General features: G+C 67.3%; 21 protein-coding genes. 8 read left to right on the forward strand and 13 right to left on the reverse strand.

Annotation, left to right across the window (positions count from 1 at the left end; translation table 11 throughout):
- The first annotated feature begins 16 nt into the window (after positions 1-16).
- The 6 genes from QTH97_RS24660 to QTH97_RS24685 all read left to right on the forward strand — a co-directional run bounded on the left by QTH97_RS24660 (position 17) and on the right by QTH97_RS24685 (position 5820).
- Positions 17-1378 (forward strand): MFS transporter, encoded by a 1362-nt coding sequence (locus QTH97_RS24660; protein WP_286571126.1) that lies wholly within the window; start codon positions 17-19, stop codon positions 1376-1378.
- A gap of 24 nt (positions 1379-1402) precedes the next feature.
- Entirely contained in the window at positions 1403-2395 is a 993-nt protein-coding gene (locus QTH97_RS24665; protein ID WP_444813467.1) for a Bug family tripartite tricarboxylate transporter substrate binding protein, read from the forward strand.
- 70 nt (positions 2396-2465) lie between these two features.
- The gene (locus QTH97_RS24670) at positions 2466-3140 is read left to right on the forward strand and encodes a response regulator transcription factor (protein WP_286571127.1); all 675 of its coding nucleotides are present in this window, start codon (positions 2466-2468) and stop codon (positions 3138-3140) included.
- The gene (locus QTH97_RS24675) at positions 3127-4518 is read left to right on the forward strand and encodes a sensor histidine kinase (RefSeq protein ID WP_286571128.1); all 1392 of its coding nucleotides are present in this window, start codon (positions 3127-3129) and stop codon (positions 4516-4518) included. Before QTH97_RS24670 ends, QTH97_RS24675 begins: the two co-directional genes overlap by 14 nt.
- Positions 4519-4661: 143 nt before the next feature.
- Entirely contained in the window at positions 4662-5378 is a 717-nt protein-coding gene (locus QTH97_RS24680; protein WP_286571129.1) for a TerC family protein, read from the forward strand.
- Between the two features lie 10 nt (positions 5379-5388).
- A complete protein-coding gene (locus QTH97_RS24685) occupies positions 5389-5820 on the forward strand; it encodes a universal stress protein (RefSeq protein WP_286571130.1) in 432 nt (143 codons plus the stop codon).
- Here the strand turns inward: QTH97_RS24685 and QTH97_RS24690 are convergent.
- The 7 genes from QTH97_RS24690 to QTH97_RS24720 are packed head-to-tail and all read right to left on the reverse strand — an operon-like array spanning position 5810 to position 12156.
- A complete protein-coding gene (locus tag QTH97_RS24690; protein ID WP_286571131.1) occupies positions 5810-6526 on the reverse strand; it encodes an HAD-IA family hydrolase in 717 nt (238 codons plus the stop codon). The two genes, QTH97_RS24685 and QTH97_RS24690, sit on opposite strands and share 11 nt — an antisense overlap.
- A gap of 11 nt (positions 6527-6537) precedes the next feature.
- Positions 6538-7422: a phosphoribulokinase gene (locus tag QTH97_RS24695; RefSeq protein ID WP_286571132.1), complete on the reverse strand. Its 885-nt coding sequence runs from the start codon at positions 7420-7422 to the stop codon at positions 6538-6540.
- A gap of 25 nt (positions 7423-7447) precedes the next feature.
- Positions 7448-8509, reverse strand: coding sequence for a class 1 fructose-bisphosphatase (locus QTH97_RS24700; protein ID WP_286571133.1), 1062 nt, complete (start codon positions 8507-8509; stop codon positions 7448-7450).
- Positions 8470-9267 carry an HAD-IA family hydrolase gene (locus QTH97_RS24705; protein ID WP_286571134.1) on the reverse strand — a complete coding sequence of 266 codons (798 nt, stop codon included), beginning with the start codon at positions 9265-9267 and terminating at the stop codon, positions 8470-8472. The genes QTH97_RS24700 and QTH97_RS24705 overlap by 40 nt, the downstream gene beginning before the upstream one ends.
- A complete protein-coding gene (gene cbbX / locus QTH97_RS24710; protein WP_286571135.1) occupies positions 9264-10211 on the reverse strand; it encodes a CbbX protein in 948 nt (315 codons plus the stop codon). Before cbbX ends, QTH97_RS24705 begins: the two co-directional genes overlap by 4 nt.
- A gap of 23 nt (positions 10212-10234) precedes the next feature.
- Complete coding sequence (locus QTH97_RS24715) at positions 10235-10675, reverse strand: ribulose bisphosphate carboxylase small subunit (protein WP_286571136.1); 441 nt, start codon at positions 10673-10675, stop codon at positions 10235-10237.
- A 14-nt stretch (positions 10676-10689) separates the two neighbouring features.
- The gene (locus QTH97_RS24720) at positions 10690-12156 is read right to left on the reverse strand and encodes a ribulose-bisphosphate carboxylase large subunit (RefSeq protein WP_286571137.1); all 1467 of its coding nucleotides are present in this window, start codon (positions 12154-12156) and stop codon (positions 10690-10692) included.
- Between the two features lie 103 nt (positions 12157-12259).
- Between QTH97_RS24720 and QTH97_RS24725 the strand changes: the two genes are divergently transcribed.
- Entirely contained in the window at positions 12260-13186 is a 927-nt protein-coding gene (locus QTH97_RS24725; protein WP_286571138.1) for a LysR family transcriptional regulator, read from the forward strand.
- 17 nt (positions 13187-13203) lie between these two features.
- Here the strand turns inward: QTH97_RS24725 and QTH97_RS24730 are convergent, their stop codons facing one another.
- Together QTH97_RS24730 and QTH97_RS24735 are read right to left on the reverse strand one after the other, a co-directional pair.
- A complete protein-coding gene (locus tag QTH97_RS24730) occupies positions 13204-14073 on the reverse strand; it encodes an amino acid ABC transporter substrate-binding protein (protein WP_286571139.1) in 870 nt (289 codons plus the stop codon).
- A 144-nt stretch (positions 14074-14217) separates the two neighbouring features.
- Positions 14218-15123: a hypothetical protein gene (locus QTH97_RS24735; RefSeq protein WP_286571140.1), complete on the reverse strand. Its 906-nt coding sequence runs from the start codon at positions 15121-15123 to the stop codon at positions 14218-14220.
- A gap of 149 nt (positions 15124-15272) precedes the next feature.
- Here QTH97_RS24735 and QTH97_RS24740 point away from each other — a divergent pair, with 149 nt between their 5' ends.
- Entirely contained in the window at positions 15273-15977 is a 705-nt protein-coding gene (locus QTH97_RS24740) for a GntR family transcriptional regulator (RefSeq protein ID WP_286571201.1), read from the forward strand.
- A 10-nt stretch (positions 15978-15987) separates the two neighbouring features.
- Here the strand turns inward: QTH97_RS24740 and QTH97_RS24745 are convergent, their stop codons facing one another.
- Genes QTH97_RS24745 through QTH97_RS24760 form a run of 4 tightly spaced genes read right to left on the reverse strand, consistent with a single transcriptional unit; the run spans position 15988 to position 18279 of the window.
- Positions 15988-16902 carry an ornithine cyclodeaminase family protein gene (locus QTH97_RS24745; RefSeq protein WP_286571141.1) on the reverse strand — a complete coding sequence of 305 codons (915 nt, stop codon included), beginning with the start codon at positions 16900-16902 and terminating at the stop codon, positions 15988-15990.
- 20 nt (positions 16903-16922) lie between these two features.
- Complete coding sequence (locus QTH97_RS24750) at positions 16923-17672, reverse strand: sulfite exporter TauE/SafE family protein (RefSeq protein ID WP_286571142.1); 750 nt, start codon at positions 17670-17672, stop codon at positions 16923-16925.
- Positions 17669-17968: a 2Fe-2S iron-sulfur cluster-binding protein gene (locus QTH97_RS24755; protein ID WP_286571143.1), complete on the reverse strand. Its 300-nt coding sequence runs from the start codon at positions 17966-17968 to the stop codon at positions 17669-17671. The genes QTH97_RS24750 and QTH97_RS24755 overlap by 4 nt, the downstream gene beginning before the upstream one ends.
- Complete coding sequence (locus QTH97_RS24760; RefSeq protein ID WP_286571144.1) at positions 17965-18279, reverse strand: ferredoxin; 315 nt, start codon at positions 18277-18279, stop codon at positions 17965-17967. The genes QTH97_RS24755 and QTH97_RS24760 overlap by 4 nt, the downstream gene beginning before the upstream one ends.
- Positions 18280-18286: the final 7 nt, after the last annotated feature.

Raw genomic sequence — 18286 nt, forward strand, 5'->3', positions numbered from 1 at the left:
CCCTGGAGAAACTTCGATGAACACCCGTTCCCTCGCGTCGCAGCCGGCTGAGAAGTCGGCCCTGGAGAAAGCCACCATGCGGCGGGTCGCCCTGCGAATCCTGCCCTTCCTGATGCTGTGCTACTTCATCGCCTACGTGGACCGCGTCAACGCCGGTTTCGCGGCACTCCAGATGAACAAGGACCTGGGCCTTTCGCAGGCCATGTTCGGACTGGGCGGCAGCCTGTTCTTCATCGCCTACATCCTGTTCGAGATCCCCAGCAACCTCGCGCTGCAGAAGTTCGGCGCGCGCTTGTGGATCGCGCGGATCATGGTCACCTGGGGCGTCATCGGCGCCTTGGCCGCATTCGCCGTCGGCCCGTACTCGTACTACCTGGGGCGGTTCCTCCTGGGGGCTGCCGAAGCCGGGTTCTTTCCGGGCGTCATCCTGTACCTGACCTACTGGTTCCCCAAGGAGTACCGCGGCCGCATCGTGGCTACCTTCATGGTGGCGATCCCGATCTCGAGCCTGCTCGGCTCCCCGATCTCGGCCGCGCTGCTGGGCACCGATGGCTGGCTGGGACTGCGCGGCTGGCAATGGCTCTTCATCCTGGAGGCGATTCCCGCCGTGGTGCTGGGCGTCATGGTGTTCTTCATCCTGCCGAATCGTCCCGACAACGCGAAGTGGCTGACCGGTGAACAGCGCGACTGGCTCAACGCCCGGCTGGAGTCCGAAAAGCAGGAGGCCAAGCCCGTCGCCCACATGTCGGTGATGCAGATCCTCAAGAACAAGTACGTGCTGGCGCTCGCCGTCGTGTATGCCGGCAGTTCCGCCACCAGCAACGCGCTGTCGCTGTGGCAGCCGCAGATCCTGAAGTCCCTCGGGCTCACCACCATGGAGACGGGCTTGATGAATGGCATTCCCTTTGCCGTCGCGTCCGTCATCATGGTGCTGTGGGGCCGCCGCGCCGACAGGTCGGGCGAGCGCATCTGGAACACGGCATTGCCGCTGGCCCTGACCTCCGCCTGCCTGGTGGCCACACAGCTCACGGCCGGTTCGCTGGCTGCCACGATGGTCCTGCTGACCTTCGTGCTCGTGGGCACCTATTCGATCAAGGGGCCTTTCTGGGCGCTGTCGACCGAGTGGCTTTCGGCAGGCAGCGCTGCCGCCGGCATCGCGGCCATCAACACACTGGCCCATATCGGCACCTCGGGCGCCACGTGGATGCTGGGCGCCATCAAGGACGCGACCGGAAGCTATCCGTTGGCTCTCCTGCCGCTTGCGCTGCTGACGGGACTGGGCGCAGCCATCGTCGTCTGGATGGGGCGCAGCCAGGCGCGTGATGCGGTGGCGCTGGACGCTCCGACACCTCCCGCCGCGTCGGCGCGTACCGCCTGACAACCACCCACCCTGGAGACTTCGATGAACACATTCCGCTTGACCCGCCGCAGCGCCCTGTGCCTGGGCGCCGCATTCCCCGCCGCATCGATGCTGCCGCTGGCGGCAAGGGCGCAGGCCGCCTGGCCCACCAAGTCCATTCGCCTCGTGGTGCCCTTCGCGCCGGGCGGCAGCTCCGAGATCGTGGCGCGCAGCACCGCGTCGGAGATGACCAAGCTGCTTGGCCAGAGCGTCTACGTCGACAACAAGCCCGGCGGCGCGGGCAATGTCGCCATGGGCGAAGTGGCGCGCGCCGAGGACCAGCACACGATGGTGCTCGGGCACATCGGCACGATCGCGGTCAACCCCTTCATCTTCGACAAGCTTCCCTACGACCCGGCCAAGGCATTCAGGCCGATCTCGCTGCTCGCAAAGGTGCCGACCCTCTACGTCGTGCGCCCCGACCTGCCGGCCAGGAACCTCACCGAGTTCATTGCGCTCGCCAAGGCCAAGCCGGGCACGCTGAACTATGGCTCCGCGGGGAACGGCAGCGCAGGGCACCTCGCTTTCGAGTACCTGAAGATGGTGAGCAACACCTTCCTGCTGCACGTGCCCTACCGCGGCACCGGTCCGCAGCTCACCGACCTGATGGGGGGCCGTGTCGATGCTGCGGCAGTCGGCGCGCCGGCCGTGATGCAGTTCATCAAGTCGGGCAAGCTGCGCTGCATCGCGACCGGGTCCAGCCAGCGGCTGGCGCAATTGCCCGATGTTCCAACGGTGGCCGAGCAAGGCTTTCCAGGCTTCGAGATGACGCAGTGGTACGGGTTGCTTGCGCCGGCTTCGCTGCCGCAGGCCCATGCCGACAAGCTGTCGGCCGCTGCCGCGCGTGCAGTGAAGGAGCCGGCTTCCTTGAAGGTGATGGAATCCGAAGCCGCGCAGCCGATCGGCAGCACGGCTGCCGAGTTCGCGCGCTTCATCGAAAGCGAACAACAGCGGTGGAAGCCCGTGGTCGCGAGGGCGAAGATCAAGCCGGACTGAGGACGCCTTGCGGCTGCCGCGAGCGACTTGCGGTTAGCATTCCCGTGGGAGACACGCACTCAGGAGGCCCATGCGGATTTTGCTCGTCGAGGATGACCGGGTGCTGGCGGATGCGCTGTCGCGTGCACTGGTTCAATCCGCCCATGCGGTCGACGTCGTCACCACCGGCGAGGAGGCCGACCATGCCCTCGCCCTTGGCAGCTATGACCTGGCCATCCTGGACATCGGCTTGCCCGGGCTGAGCGGACTGGATGTGCTCAAGCGTCTCAGGGCGCGCAAGTCCACGATGCCGGTGCTGATGCTCACCGCCTTCGATACCCTCGCGGACCGTGTGCGCGGGCTCGACCTGGGCGCCGACGACTACCTGGCAAAGCCCTTCGATCTGCCGGAACTCGAAGCACGCGTGCGGGCGCTGTTGCGGCGCAGCACCCAGTCCACGCCCGACCTCGAACATGGCGCGCTGCGCTTCGATACCGTCGGCCGCCGCGTGTTCTACGAGAAGCGGCCGCTGGATCTGTCGCCACGCGAACTCGCCTTGCTGGAACTGCTGCTGATGCGCGCGGGACGCGTGGTGAGCAAGGAGCAGATGGTCAATCATCTCTACGGCTGGGGCGACGAGGTCGGCGACAACGCGATCGAGGTCAACGTCTATCGCCTGCGCAAGAAACTGGAGCCGCTGGGTTGCGAGATCCGCACCGTGCGCGGCATGGGCTACCTGATCGACAGCAGCGATGTGGAAGTCTGAGCCCCGGCTGCAGCGCAAGCTGCTGGCCTGGCTGCTCGGGCCGCTCACCATCCTGCTGGTGCTCGATACCGCGGCCGCCTACTGGAATTCGCTTCGCTTCGCCAACCTGGCCTACGACCGCGCGCTGCACGAGATCGGACGCGAGATCGCGCTGCATGTGAAGCTCGATGGCGTGCGTCCCCGGCTGGAACTGTCGGAGGCGGCGGCCAATATCCTTTTCCTGGACCCGGAAGACCAGCTCTTCTACCGGGTGACCGGCCAGGACGGCGCCGAACTGGGCGGCGATCCGCAGTTGCCCGCGCCGCGCATCGGAAAGAACGGCAAGCCGGACTTCTACGGCGATGCGGTGCGCGGGGAGCCGGTGCGGATGATGGTGGCCTGGATGCCCGTCGGGCCGGACGCCGGGCCTCCGCAGGTCCTGGTGCAGGTGGGCGAAACGCTCAACAAGCGGGCGCGCCTGACCTGGGAGATGGTCGCGAACGTGGTGCTGCCGCAGTTGCTCCTGATCGTCATGGCGACGGCCGTGGTGTGGTTCGGGGTTTCGCGCGGGCTCGAACCGCTGCAGCGGCTGCGCCGTGCGGTGTCGGACCGCTCGCACCTGGACTTGAGCCCCATCGACATCCACGACGTTCCGGGAGAGGTGCGTCCGCTGGTGGACGACATCAACGAACTGATGGCGCGCCTCGGCCGCACTTTCGATTTCCAGAGCCGGTTCGTGGCCGACGCCGCGCATCAGTTGAAGACGCCGGTCAGCGGCCTGAAGGCCCAGATCGAGCTGGCGCTGAGGGAGAACGACCTGCAGCGGGTGCGCCATTCGCTGGCGCAGCTCTATATCAGCGCCGACCGGCTGTCGAGGCTCGTGCGCCAACTGCTTTCGCTCGCCCGCAACGAGCCGGGGGCGCTGGACTCCATGCAGTTGCAGCCCCTGGACCTGAATGCCCATGCCCTGGAAGTGAGCATGGAGTGGGCGCCCCAGGCCATCAAGCGAAACATCGACCTGGGCTTCGAGGGTGCCGATCATCCGCTGATGATCGATGCCGACCAGGACCGCCTGCGCGAACTGGTCAACAACCTGATCGACAACGCGATCCGCTACAGCCAGCCGGGCGGCCGGGTGACCGTCCAGACCAGCCAGATCGACGAGAACCAGTGTCGACTCGCCATCAGCGACGACGGCCTCCGGATTCCGGTGCAGGAGCGCGACCGCATCTTCGAACGCTTCCACCGACTCCTCGGCACGCAGGAGGACGGCAGCGGCCTCGGGCTCGCCATCGTCAGCGAGATCGCCACGCTGCATGGCGCGCGCATCACGCTGGAGGAGGACATCGACGGCGTGGGCAACACCTTCAGCGTCTTCTTCCCCTTGCGCGCCGCCTGAGCGTCGCGGCAGCGCTTGTAAGCTTGCTGACAGGTCGCAGACAACCGGCTGTCAGGTCCCCGGCAGTAAGGTGACAGGACAGGTGTCTACGCTCGACAAGGCCGAAACCGCTGTGGTTTCGAACCATTGAACGAGGAGACACCGTGTCGTTTTTGTCGAGTGCTGAATTCTGGATTGCCCTGTCGCAGATCATCCTGATCAATATCGTCCTGAGTGGCGACAACGCGGTCGTCATTGCGATGGCCTCCCGCTCGCTGCCTCCGGCCCAGCAGAAGAAGGCCATCCTGTTCGGCAGCGTCGGCGCGATCGTGTTGCGCGTGGTGCTGACCTTCTTCGCCGTCTATCTGCTGACGCTGCCGTACCTCAAGCTGGTCGGCGCGGCGCTGCTGTTCTGGATCGGCATCGGCCTGCTCCAACAGGAGGACGAGGAACACGGCCTGGAGGGCCACGCCGGCCTGGCCGCGGCGATCAAGACCATCGTGCTGGCCGACCTGGTCATGAGCCTGGACAACGTCGTCGGCGTCGCTGCCGCGGCCAAGGGAAATGTGCCGCTCCTGGTCTTCGGCCTGGTGATCAGCATTCCCCTGATCATCTTCGGCAGCACGCTGATCCTGAAATTGATGGATCGCTTCCCGATCATCATCGTGCTCGGCGCCGCCCTGCTCGGTTGGGTGGCCGGCGAAATGGCCATCTCGGATCCGGCCATTGCCGGTTGGACCGCAGAGCGCCACACGTTGCACACGATGATCCCGGCCCTCGGCGCCTTGCTCGTGGTGGCAGTCGGCAAGTGGATGAGCAGCCGCCGCGAACAGCGCCGCGAACAACTGCAGCAGGCGACCAAGAAGCAGCCTGCCGTCTGAGGAGGCACGCATGACGCGAATCCTGGTACCCATCGACCCGGATCAGCCGGCCCGAACGCGCTCCGCGATCGAGCAGGTGCTGCGCATGCGTCGAAGCGAACGGGTGACCATTCGCCTGCTGCGCGTGCAGCCCATGGTCTCAGGCCATGTGGCGATGCTCTTCCATCCGCGCGAGCTGCTGGACTTGCAACTCGACGCGGGCGCCGAGGATCTGCAGTACGCGCAGAAGCTGCTCGACCTCGCCGGGGTGCCCTACAGCAGCACCGTGCTGGTGGGGCGCAGCGCCGAGACGATCGCCACGGCCGCTCGCGACTACGGTTGCGACCGCATCGTGTTCGGCCGCGACGAACCGGGCTTGGCACGCACGATCTTCGGCTCGCTGGCGCAGCAGGTGCGTCAGCACCTGGGCGCGAGCGGCGACCCCCAGGTCATCATTTCCTGACGGACGAGGGTGCAGCCGCCGCCGCGAGGCGGCCGGCGAGCACGAAGTCGGCGACCTGCACCAGCCCGGGAAAGATGCGCTGCGGCCGCGAGTCCGCAATCGGCACGCCCGCGTTGTAGCCGTAGGGCACCGCCCAGGCGGCTACGCCGGCATTGCGCGCCGCGTCCATGTCGGTGCTGGAGTCGCCGACGTGCGCGGCGCGGCGCGAGTCGCCGTCGAGCCTCGCGACCACGTGGCCCAGCACGCTCGCGTGGGGCTTCCGGTGCGGCAGGGAGTCGCCGCCGACCACGAGTTCGAACAGGCCGTCCAGCCGCGTGGCCTGGAGCACCCGGCGCGCATGGCGCAGTTCCTTGTTGGTCACGCAGGCGAGCCGGACACCGGCCTCGCGCATCCGTGCCAGCGCCTCGTGCGTGCCGGCGTAGGGCGCGCACATGCTGCCGATCGTCGCGTTCAGCTCATGCTCGAAGCGTTCCAGCACGGCTTCCGCGCGGACCGCTTCCGCCAGCGCCGGTTGTTCGAGGTACAGCCGTGCCAGCAGCTTGAGCATGAGTTGCCGGGAGCCGTCGCCGATGAGGTGGGTGATTTCCGCCGTCGGGCGGCGCGCCACGCCGTGCACGCCGAGGGCGAGGTTCACCGCCTCCGCGATCTCGGCGGCGGTGTCGACGAGTGTGCCGTCGAGGTCGAAGCTGACGATGTCGTAGACCATGCGGGCTCCGTTCACAGGGCGCTCAGAGCCGCCTTGCGGCGCTCCATCATTCGCCAGATGAAGGGAGTGAAGATCAGTTGCATCGCCAATTCCATCTTCCCGCCCGGCACCACGATCGTGTTGGCGCGCGACATCCAGGAGTTGTGGATCATGGTGAGCAGGTACTGGAAGTCGATGCCCTTCGGATCGGCGAAGCGGATGACCACCATGCTCTCGTCGGCCGACGGGATGTCGCGCGCGATGAAGGGGTTCGACGTGTCCACGACCGGCACGCGCTGGAAGTTGACGTGCGTGTGCCTGAACTGCGGGCAGATGTAGTTCACGTAGTCGGGCATGCGGCGCAGGATGGTGTCGGTCACGGCTTCCGTGCTGTAGCCGCGCTGCGTCTTGTCGCGATAGAGCTTCTGCATCCACTCCAGGTTGATCACCGGCACGACGCCGATCAGCAGGTCGGGATGCCGGGCGACGTTGACCTCGGGCGTCACCACGGCGCCGTGAAGCCCTTCGTAGAACAGCAGGTCGGTGCCCTCGGGCAGCGCTTCCCAGGGCGTGAAGGTTCCCGGCTCCTGGTCGTAGGGTGCAGCCTCCTCGGGGTCGTGCAGGTACTTGCGGTGGCGTCCGACGCCCGTGTTTGCGTAGTCGCGGAACAGGGCTTCGAGTTCCTCGAACAGATTGTTCTCGGCGCCGAAGTGGCTGAAGTTCCGGTTGCCCTCGCGCTCGGCCTCTGCCTGGCGCAGCTTCATTTCCTTGCGGTCGTAGCGGTGGAAGCTGTCGCCCTCGATCACGGCGGCCTTGACGCGCTCGCGCCGGAAGATGTTCTGGAAGGTTCGCGTGACCGACGTGGTCCCCGCGCCGGAAGAACCGGTGATCGAGATGATGGGGTGGCGTTCAGACATGGTGCGTCCTCGAAGCAGTGATCGCTCAGGCGCGGAACAGGCTGTGCCGGGCGAACAATGGGCTTGCGAGCTCGTCCCTGGCAGGCTCGGTGTGATATCGCTCGATGCGCTCGACCTCGATCCTCGAGCCGAACACCAGGCCGATGCGCTGGTGGAGCGAGGTGGGTTGCACGCCGAGCACGGGCTGGCGCCCGGTGCTGGCGCGGCCGCCGGCCTGCTCCACGATGAACCCGATGGGGTTGGCCTCATGCAGCAGGCGCAGGCGGCCCGGCGTGGCCGGGTCCTTCGAGTCGCGGGGGTACAGGAAGACGCCGCCGCGCATCAGGATCCGATGCACCTCGGCCACCACCGACGCGATCCAGCGCATGTTGAAATCCTTGCATCGCGTGCCGGTCTTGCCGGCCAGGCATTCGTCGACGTAGCGCTTGACGGGCGCTTCCCAGAAGCGGCTGTTGGATGCGTTGATCGCAAACTCCTGCGTGTCGACCGGCACCCGGATGTGCGGATGGGTCAGCATGAATTCGCCCAGGTTCGGGTCGAGCGTGAAGCCTGCCACTCCGTTTCCCACGGAGAGCACGAGCATCGTCGTCGGCCCGTACAGCGCATAGCCGGCCGCCACCTGGACCGCACCAGGCTGCAGGAAATCGGCCGCGGTCACATCGCGGCCGCTGTCGACCACCGCCTGCGGCGCTCGCAGCACGCTGAAGACGCTGCCGACCGAGAGGTTCACCTCGATGTTGCCGGCGCCGTCCAGCGGATCGAACACCAGCAGGTACTTGCCGCGCGGATGCTGCGGAGGGATCTGGTAGGGCTCGTCCATCGCCTCCGACGCCATGCCGGCGCAGTGGCCTCCCCATTCGTTCATGCGTGTGAAGATCTGGTTGCCGACGACGTCCAGAGGCTCCCTGGTGTCTCCCTGCACGTCGAGATGGCTGCCGAGTTCGCCGAACGCCACGGCGCGCGCGATCGCCTTCGTTGCGAGCGCCACGTCGAGGATCAGCGCGTTGAAGTCGCCGCTGGCTCCGGGAAAGCGCCGGCGCTGTTCGATCAGGTACTGCGTGAGAGTGGAACGGTGGGACAGAGGCATGGTCGTCTTTCGAATCGTGGATGCCGGTTCAGTGCGGGGGCGGTGGCGTGCCAGTCCCTGAGGTCGGTCACTGTCGTGCCCTGCAGGTCGGACAGGACATGCAGGGCGCCCGCGAAGTCGTGACGCGTCGTGAATGCGTTGGGGGTCACGACGGTGGGCAGACCGGCATCGATGGCCGCCTGCAGTCCGTTGGCCGAGTCCTCGAAGGCGAGGCACTCCGCCGCGCGCACCCCCAACCGCTGCAGCGCTTGCAGGTACACCTGCGGATGCGGCTTCTTGCGAGAGGCGGTGGACGCGTCCTCGACGACCTGGAAGATGCGCGCCCAGTCGGGCCCGATCGCCGATCGCAGCACGACCGAGATGTTGGTGGGCGACGTGGTGGTCGCGATGGCCAGGCGCAGCCTCGAATCGAGCGCCGAGTGGATCAGATGCAGCACGCCGGGCCGCAGCTGCACGGCGCCGTCGTGCACCAGGCGCGCGTAGTACGCGGTCTTGAGATCGTGAATGCGCTGCACGGTGTCGGCCAGGGCGCCGGCGTCGATGCCCCGGGTGTCTCCGCGCACCCGTCCCCAGTAGTGCCGGATGCGCTCCTTTCCCCCGCAGACTTCCAGCAGTTGCGTGTAGAGCGGCTCGTCCCAGTACCAGTCGAGGCCGGCCTCGGCGAAGGCATCGTTGAACGCGGCGCGATGCGCACTCTCGGTGTCGGCGAGCGTGCCGTCGAAGTCGAAGATCAGGGCGCGCAGGGGTTCGGGCTTCACGGCGCGTCCTTCTGAGCGTTTGCAAACACCCGGCTGGCGAGGATGTCGCCGGCGACGATGGTGCTGAGCTCGTCCGCCCCGAGCACGCGCTCCCGGTCGGCGTACAGGCGGCTGGCCTGGCGCAGCCGCGCGCGGTCGAGTGCGTTGCGCACGCTGCGCGCGTTGGCGAAATGCGGTTGGGCGATGCGCAGGCGCAGGTAGCTGTCGAAGGCTTCGCGCGCCTCGTCGCCGAAGCGGTACTGCGTGGCCGACAGCATGCGGTCGGCAATCTGCAGCAACTCGGGCGTGGCGTAGTCGGGGAAATCGAGGTGGTGCGCGATGCGCGAGCTCATGCCGGGGTTGGACTGGAAGAAGGTGTCCATGCGGTCCTTGTAGCCGGCGAGGATCACCACCAGGTCGTCGCGCTGGTTCTCCATGGTCTGGAGCAGGATCTCGATCGCCTCCTGGCCGTAGTCGCGCTCGTTCTCCGGGCGGTACAGGTAGTACGCCTCGTCGATGAACAGCACGCCGCCCATCGCCTTTTTCAGGACCTCCTTGGTCTTCGGCGCGGTGTGGCCGATGTACTGGCCCACTAGGTCGTCCCGCGTCACGCTGACCACGTGGCCCTTGCGCACGTAGCCCAGCCGGTGAAGGATCTGCGCCATCCGCAGCGCGACGGTGGTCTTGCCGGTGCCGGGGTTGCCGGTGAAGCACATGTGCAGCGAAGGCGCCTGCGCGGCGAGTCCGTGCTGGGCGCGCAGCCTGTCGATCACCAGCAGCGCGGCGATGTCGCGGATGCGGCTCTTCACCGGCGCGAGGCCGATCAGGTCGCGGTCGAGTTCATCGATGACCGTTTCGACCTGGCTTTGCGCCAGCACCTCGGCCACCGTGCGCGCGGCCTGGGGCGCTTCTTCCGGCAAGCCGGCGGGCGGGGTGCCGGGGATCGCGTACAGGGGAGCGGTCATGAGGGTGCCCTGCAAGCAGTCGTTCAGGCGCCGGAGCGCTCGCCTTCGGGCTTGTCGGTCGCGTAGCTGCGCACCGTGTAGCGCATCGTGCGGCCGTCGACCTCATGGCGCACGAGGCTGAAGCCGGGCTCGCTGGCGGGACGGTTGACGATGAAGCTCATCGTGATGGTCTCGACCCCGCGCGTGGAGTCGAAGGCCATCAGGCGGATGTAGTGGTGGGGGAATGTCTTGCGGCATTCCTTCAGGTCGAGCATGACGCCTGCCGCGTCCTGCAGATCGAACATCGGCATGCCGTACATCTCCCAGTACGTGTTGCGTGGGTGCGGGTCGTCGGTGTATTCGACGCTCCAGGCATAGCCCTTCTGGAGCCCGTAGTCGATCTGCAAGGCGATCTCGGCGTCGGTGAGATCGGGCAGGAAGCTGAACTGGCCCTGGGTGATGCGGCCGGTCGGGTTGGTCATCATGGTCCGGATCTCCTTCAAGCCACCGACAAGGTGGTGGCGAAATCGCTGGTGTCGGTGGACGCGTAGTTGAACGACACGTCTTTCCAGGTGTCGAGCGCCTGCTTGAGCGGCGTGCAGTGGCGCGCCGTGGCATGCAGGATCTCCGGGCCCTCGTTCCGGATGTCGCGGCCTTCGTTGCGTGCCTTGACGATCGCCTCCAGCGCGACGCGGTTGGCCACCGCGCCGGCCTGGATGCCCGCCGGATGTCCGATCGTCCCGCCGCCGAACTGCAGGATCACGTCGTCGCCGAAAAGGTCGATCAACTGGTGCATCTGCCCGGCATGGATGCCGCCCGAGGCGACCGGCATCACCTTGCGCATGTCGGCCCAGTCCTGGTCGTAGAACAGGCCGCGCGGCAGGTCCTTCCTCGTGAAGCTGTCCCGGCAGACGTTGTAGTAGCCCTGCACCGTCATCGGGTCGCCTTCGAGCTTGCCGACCGCCGTGCCGGTGTGCACGTGGTCGACGCCGGCCAGGCGCAGCCACTTGGCGATCACGCGGAAGCTCACGCCGTGGTTCTTCTGCCGCGTGTAGGTGCCGTGGCCGGCGCGGTGCATGTGCACGATCATGTCGTTGCGGCGCGCCCAGTTCGCCATGCTCTGGATGGCCGACCATCCGATCACCAGGTCGAGCATGACCACCACCGAGCCCAACTCCTTCGCGAACTCCGCCCGTTCGTAGATGTCCTCCATGGTCGCGGCGGTGACGTTCAGGTAGCTGCCCTTGACCTCGCCGGTCGCCGCGCTGGCCTTGTTGACGCCGTCCATCACGTACAGGAAGCGGTCGCGCCAGTGCATGAAGGGCTGCGAGTTGATGTTCTCGTCGTCCTTCATGAAGTCGAGCCCGCCCTTGAGCCCTTCGTAGATCACACGGCCGTAGTTGCGGCCCGACAGGCCCAGCTTGGGCTTGGTGGTGGCGCCGAGCAGCGGACGGCCGAACTTGTCGAGCCGCTCGCGCTCGACGACGAGGCCGGTCGGCGGGCCCTTGAAGGTCTTCACGTACGCGACCGGGATGCGGATGTCCTCCAGCCGCGCCGCCTTCAGGGGCTTGAACGAGAAGACGTTGCCGATCAGGCTGGCCGTCATGTTGGCGATGGAGCCTTCCTCGAACAGGATGAGGTCGTAGGCGACCCACGCGAAATACTGGCCGGGTTGGCCAGGCACCGGGTCGACCTTGTAGGCCTTGGCGCGGTAGCTGTCGCAGGCGGTCAGCCGGTCGGTCCACACCACGGTCCAGGTGGCGGTGCTCGATTCACCGGCCACCGCGGCGGCGGCTTCGATCGCCTCGACGCCTTCCTGCGGCGTGATGCGGAACAGGCAGAGAACGTCGGTGTCCTTGGGCCGGTAGTCGGGGTCCCAGTACCCCATCTGCCGGTACTTCAGGACGCCGGCGCTGTAGCGTTTCCGGGCATCGGTGATGACGCCTTGTTCGACGGGTAGGTTCACAGGGGCCTCCAGGCGGCGGGTGGGTGGTGAACTCACTGTAGAAGTCGAATGAAGTAAGGTAAATTCAGACTTCGTTTGCTTTTGAGTAAGCTTTTCCTTAATCATGAACATCACCTTCCGCCAGTTGCGGGTGTTCGCAGAGGTCGTGCGCCAAGGCAGCGTGCTGCGCGCTTCGGAGGTGCTGCACCTCACGCCGCCAGCGGTGTCCATGCAGATCAAGGAAGTGGAGTCCCAGGTCGGCCTGCCGCTGTTCGACCGCGCCGGGCGGCGGCTGTCGCTCTCCACCGCCGGCGAGTACTTCGCGGTCTACGCGCAGCGCCTGCTGGGCACGCTGAAGGATGCCGAGGACGCCATGGCGCGTTTCAAGGGCGTCGAATCGGGCGTCCTGACCATCGGCATGGTCAGCGCGGCGAAGTACTTCCTGCCGCAACTGCTGGCGCAGTTCCATGCCGAGCATCCTGCGGTCGAAGTGCGGCTTCGACTGGGGAACCGCGAGCAGCTGGTGGCGCTGATGCAGGCGAACGAGGTGGAGCTCTCGGTCATGGGCCGGGCGCCCAAGGAATGGCCGAATCGCGCCGAACCCTTCGCCATGCACCCGCACGTGCTGGTGACCGCGCCGAGCCACCCCTTCGCGAGGGCGGAGAACGTGCCGGCCGGCGCGCTCGCGCGCGAAGGGTTCATCGTGCGCGAGCCGGGCTCGGGCACGCGCGCGGCGCTGGAGGAGTTTCTCGCCGTGCACCACATCCAGCCGATGCTGATCATGGAGATGCCGAGCGACGAGGCGATCAAGCAATCGGTCATGGCCGGCCTGGGCGTGAGCCTCGTCTCGCTCCACACCATCGGCCTGGAATGGCGCAACGGGCTGATCGCCGCGCCGTCAGTGGAAGGATTGCCGTTGATGCGGCGCTGGCACCTCGTGAACGCGGCCTCCAAGATGCTGTCGCCGGCGGCCGAGGCCTTTCGCTATTTCATGCTGGAGCGCGGCGAAGCGCACCTGGCCGCGATGTTCAGCGAGACGGCTCTGGCTTGAATCGCCGGAGCCGGTTTTCAGTCCGGCAGCGCATTCAGCACATAGGCCGCCTCGATCAAGGGGGAGGGCGACGTGCCGGGCGGAAAGCTTTGTCGAAACACCCTGGCGATCTCGCCGCTGCGGTAGGTTTCGGCCAGGGCGCGGTTGACCGCGAGCCGCATGTCCGCATCCCGGCGCATCATCAGCGAGTAGGTCTCCATCGACAGGTAGTCGTCGCTGAGCCGCAGCGTCGCACCGGCCGGACCGCCCACCACCTCGCCCACGAGGATCAGCCGATCGGTGGCGTAGGCATCGGCCCGTCCGTCACGCACCGCGGCGATGCCGTCCGTGTGGGTCTGCACCGTGACGAAGACCGGCACGACGCCACGCGAAGACAGCCCCTTGAGCACCTGCTCGGTGGTGGTGCCGGGAATGACTCCCACACGCTTTCCGTTCAGGTCGGCCGCGCGGCCAATGGCCGAGGACGCCAGCGAGACGAACGAAGCGCCCTCGACCCAGATGGTGTTGCTGAAATCGACCTGCTGCTCCCGGCTCAAGGTGCGCGTGGTGCTGCCGCATTCCAGGTCGATGCTGCCGTCGCTCACGGCCTGCACCCGGGTCGTCGCGGTCACGGGAACCCATTGCACGTCGAGCTTGGCGAGCTTGAGTTGCGATTGCAGGGAGTTGGCGACGCGCTTGCACAGTTCCACCGAATAGCCTGCCGGTGCGCCGTCGGCGCCCTTGGAGGAAAACGGCTTCGCATCCTCGCGATAGCCCAGCTTGAGGGTCTGGGTCTGCCCGATGCGGGCGAGCGAGTCGCGTGGTGCAGCGCCGGGGGCGTTGGCACAGGCACCCAGCAGGGTCGACATCAGGAGCGGCGCCACCAACGTCAGAATGCGCGAATCCATGCTTCGTCCTTTGGCAATCAAGTGTTCCGGTGGCGACGAGGCCAGGCTGGCCACTGCGCAGGCTCACCGGAACGGCGCTGCAGAGCGGGCGCATTGTGAGGCCCCGTGCCGGGGTTTGGCAAACTTCGTCGAACGCGCAGCCGCTCAGGCCGTCTGCACGGCAACGAGCCAGAGCTGCGCGCCTTGCTGCGGCGTCGAGACCCAGGTGACGTTGTAGCTGCCGGCCGCGCCGACCTGCCTGATGGCCACGGCGGCCTGCACCAACGCACCCGAACTCAGCACCGAATCGACCACCGTGAAGCCGTTGTTGGGAACGGCCGTCTTGTCCTGGTCGACTCCCGCGTCGCCCCACCACCAGGCGACGAGGAGCGCGGGACCGGTGGTGGTGACGCTGGCGCTGGTCAAGGGCTGGCCGGACAGCACCTCGCGCCACCGCACTTCGCGCACGGAGCCGCCGTTGACGATCTCGATGACGCTCAGGGTCGTTTCGTCGGTGACCTTGGGCTTCGCCGCGGTGACGACGTGACCGGCGATGCCCTGGGCCTTCTCGCAGGCATACAAGCCCGTCCCCGAGTTGGGGAAGAGGGTGTAGGTGTGCGGCACATCGAGCTGGACGAAGGCATTGCCCGCGTTGTCCGTCGGCGCGACGGAAGCAAGCACGCCACGCCCGACGCACGCCAGCAAGGTGCTTCCGCTCGTGCGCGTGGTCATGGCGGGTGCTGATAGCGACGAGGACGCCACGCCATCGCGGTTGAAGTTGAGCGCGTGGGCGCCGAGGGCGGGTACCGTTCCGGCTCCTGCGGCGGGTGCCGGCGCGGGGCCTGCCGCGGATGCGGGTGCCGGCGTGGCGGCACCCGTGGAGGAAGGCGGAGCAGGTGCGGCCGTACCGGAAGCGGCCAAGGGTGCCTGCCCGCCGGAGCCCCCGCCGCAAGCCGTGAGCGTCGCAGTTCCCGATGCGACGCCGGCCGCCGCCAGCACGCCCATGTGGCGCAGGAGGTCGCGGCGTTCGTTCAGCAGCGCGAGCGCCGCGCTGTCGAAGGGTTCATTCATGCAAGCACTCCGTTGCTCATCGGCCTTCAATTGTCAAACAAGGCGCTCCGTGCACCAACTTGCATCCGCCGGCCGGTACGCACCGGGCACAATATGGATTTCGTATACCGGCTACGCTGGCCGGTGCAGATGACGTCGCCGTTGGAGCAATGGAAGCACAAAACATCGATGGCAAATTGGGCGAGCGCCACGCGCCGCTCACGAAGCTGGTCCTGGCGGCGCTGCGCGAACGCATTCTGAGCGGGGCGCTCGCGCCCGGCGAACGGCTGGTCGAAGGCCGCCTTTCCGAGGAACTGGGCGTTTCGCGGATGCCGGTGCGCGAGGCGCTGCGCGCCCTGGCGGCTGAAGGGATCGTGGCCATCGAGCCTCGGCGCGGGGCGACGGTCACGACCTTCACGAAGGAGCAGATCCAGGAGATGGTCGAGGTGCGCGCAACGCTGGAGGCGTTGAACGCCAAGCTCGCGGCGCGGCGCCACGATCCGGTACAGATCGCCAAGCTGGAGCGCATCCTGGCGGAGGGCTCGCAGCTCACCAGCGATGACGACCTGGCGCGCATTTCGGCGCTCAATCTCGACTTCCACGAGGCGCTGGGCAACGTCGCCGCCAATTCGGTGCTGCAGGAAATCATGCGTTCGCTGCGTGAGCGGACAGCGCTCTTTTTTACGGTGAACAACCGCGAGCGCATGCACGCCAACTGGCAGGAGCACGCTGCGATCCTGCGCGCAGTGGTGGCTGGCGACGCCGAACTGGCGGCGCTGCTCGCCGCGCGCCATGTCTACAGCGCGGCCGAGTTGCCGCCTTCGTCGCTCCCGGCGACACCGGCACCGACACCGACACCGAGAGAGTCGGCCTGAAGGCGCAGGATCAGCGCTCGCGGAGGCGGCGCCAGGCGAGGCCGGCAAGCGCCACGTCTTCCAGCCCCACGCCGACCGACTTGTAGACCGTGACGTCGTCCCCGGTGCGGCGGCCACGCACCTGGCCGGTGACGAGCTCGGCCAGTTCCACGATCTTCTCCTCGGGCAGTACGCCTTCCGCCGCCTGCACCAGTTCGCCGGCCTCGCGCAGCGATTGCTGCCGCCACTCGACTGCCACCAGCGCGGCGCGCGCCAGCGCCGCGTCGTCGAGTTCGCGCGTGTGCGGCAGGCTGGAGCCGATGGCGGCGACGAAGCAGCCCGGCGGCAGGCGCTCGCCGGCGAACAGCGGCGTGGTCGCGCGCGATGCGGTGACGACGATGTCGGCGCCCTTCAAGGCCTCGTCGGCGGTGCAAAGCCGCACCGGCGTACCGCATTGGGCGGCGAGGCTTTCGGCCAGACCCGGGGACGGGTTCCGCGTGCAGACGCGGATGCTCTCGAGCCCGAAGGCCGTCGCCATCTGCACTGCATGCGCCTGGCCTTGCATGCCCGCACCGAAGAGCGCCAGATGCCGCGACTCCGGGCGTGCCAGGTGCTGCGCGGCGATCACCGAGCAGGCGGCAGTGCGCAGCCGCGTGATCGCGCCGGCGTCGAAGGAGGCCAGCGGTCGCCCGTCCTCGGTCGAGAACAGCAGGATGACGAAGGAGAACTGGCCCTTGATGGTCGTGTAGACCTTCGCGCCCGCCACGCCCTGGCCGGGAATGACCGCACCCAGCGTCGAGAGCTTGACGCCGTCGGCCTCTGTGCGGATGCGCTCCTGCATCGCGGCCTCGCGCTCGCCGAAGCGCGCGAAGGCATCGCGCAATACCTGCTGCGCGTCAGCCGGCGAGACCAGCGCCTCGACCGTGGAATCGGTGATGTGTTGCAAGACGGGCTCCAGGAAAGGGTTCAGTAGCCGAAGGCTTCGCGCACCAGCAACGCGATGGCGCCAAAGGCTGACAAGCTCAGCAGCAGGCCGCGCACCGCGCCGCGTGGCACCCGCTGGTTGAGGGGCCCTGAGAGCGCGAAGCCCGCCGCCATCAACGGCAACAGCCAGGCAGTGAGCAGCAACTCATGCCGGCCGAAGCGCCCGACGCTCGCCAGCATAGCCACCGAGAAGGCGGCACCGACGAAGAACACGCAGCCCAGGGTGGCCCGCAGCCGGGGCGGCGGCAGATACTGCATGACCAGCGCAAAAGGCGGCGCGCCCGCAGAAGTGATGGTGCCCATCAAGCCCGAGGCAATGCCGGCGCCGACCATGTTGCCGCGCGATGCGTCGATGCGGCGCCCGCTCAGGCTGAGCGCGACGCCCGCGAGGATGAAGACGGCGAACATCACGGTGAGCAGCTCGGCCGGCAGGAGCATCAGGCACACCGCGGCACCCAGCGTTCCGACCACGCGGCCGACCAGCGCCACGCCGGCGGCGGCCCAATCGACCTGATCCAGTTCACGCAGCGCGGACATCAATGCCAGCGGCCCGCCGAGCGCGAGCAGCGGCCCCGGTGCAAGCTCGGGGTAGAACAAGGCGGCAATGGGTGCCGAGAACATCGCGAAGCCGACTCCGCCGATGCCCTGCAGGCAGGCGCCCACGAGCACCATCGCTGCCATGCCGGCGTAGTGGGCCAGGCTCATGCCATCGGGCAGCAGCGAAGCGATCATCTGTCGAGGACGCGCGGTTTCCAGGACACGGCGATGTCCCCGTTCACGAAGGTCTGGCAGGCCATGCGCCAACCCTGCTTCAACTCGTCCTCGGAGAGGTGCTTCTTCTCCTTGGCCTTGATGGCGTCGGTGTGCTCGACGCCCTTCTCGACGAGGCACTTGCAGGTGCCGCAGAGGCCGCCGCCGCACTTGAAGGGGATGCCGCCCTGCTCGCGCAGCGAGATGCGCAGGAGGTTGCCGCCTTCGGGCGCGGTGACGACCTTGGCGTTGTTGCTGATGAAGGTAATCTGGATCATGAGGAGACGAGGGGGATAGAGGTGGGCACCAGCACCACGTCGGCATCGCCTTCGTGCACCAGCTCGCGCATGGCCTTGCGCGCGCGTTCCACGCTCGCGAATTTCTCGAAGAACTTGATCGGCACATGGTTGACCGTCTCCGGCGGTACCTCGTCGATCACCGTGACGCGGCAATCCGACACGACTTCCGCGATCACGAAGCGCGCCTTGCAGCGACCGAAGAAAAGGTAGTCGGCGGACTCGACGCGCCGCAGGCCCTCGACGAGCTCGGTGCGGAACTGCCCGGGCTTGCTGGTCAATATCACGTACATGGTGGGC

It is taken from the genome of Variovorax gracilis (assembly GCF_030317115.1).
Classification (GTDB): Bacteria; Pseudomonadota; Gammaproteobacteria; order Burkholderiales; family Burkholderiaceae_C; genus Variovorax; species Variovorax gracilis.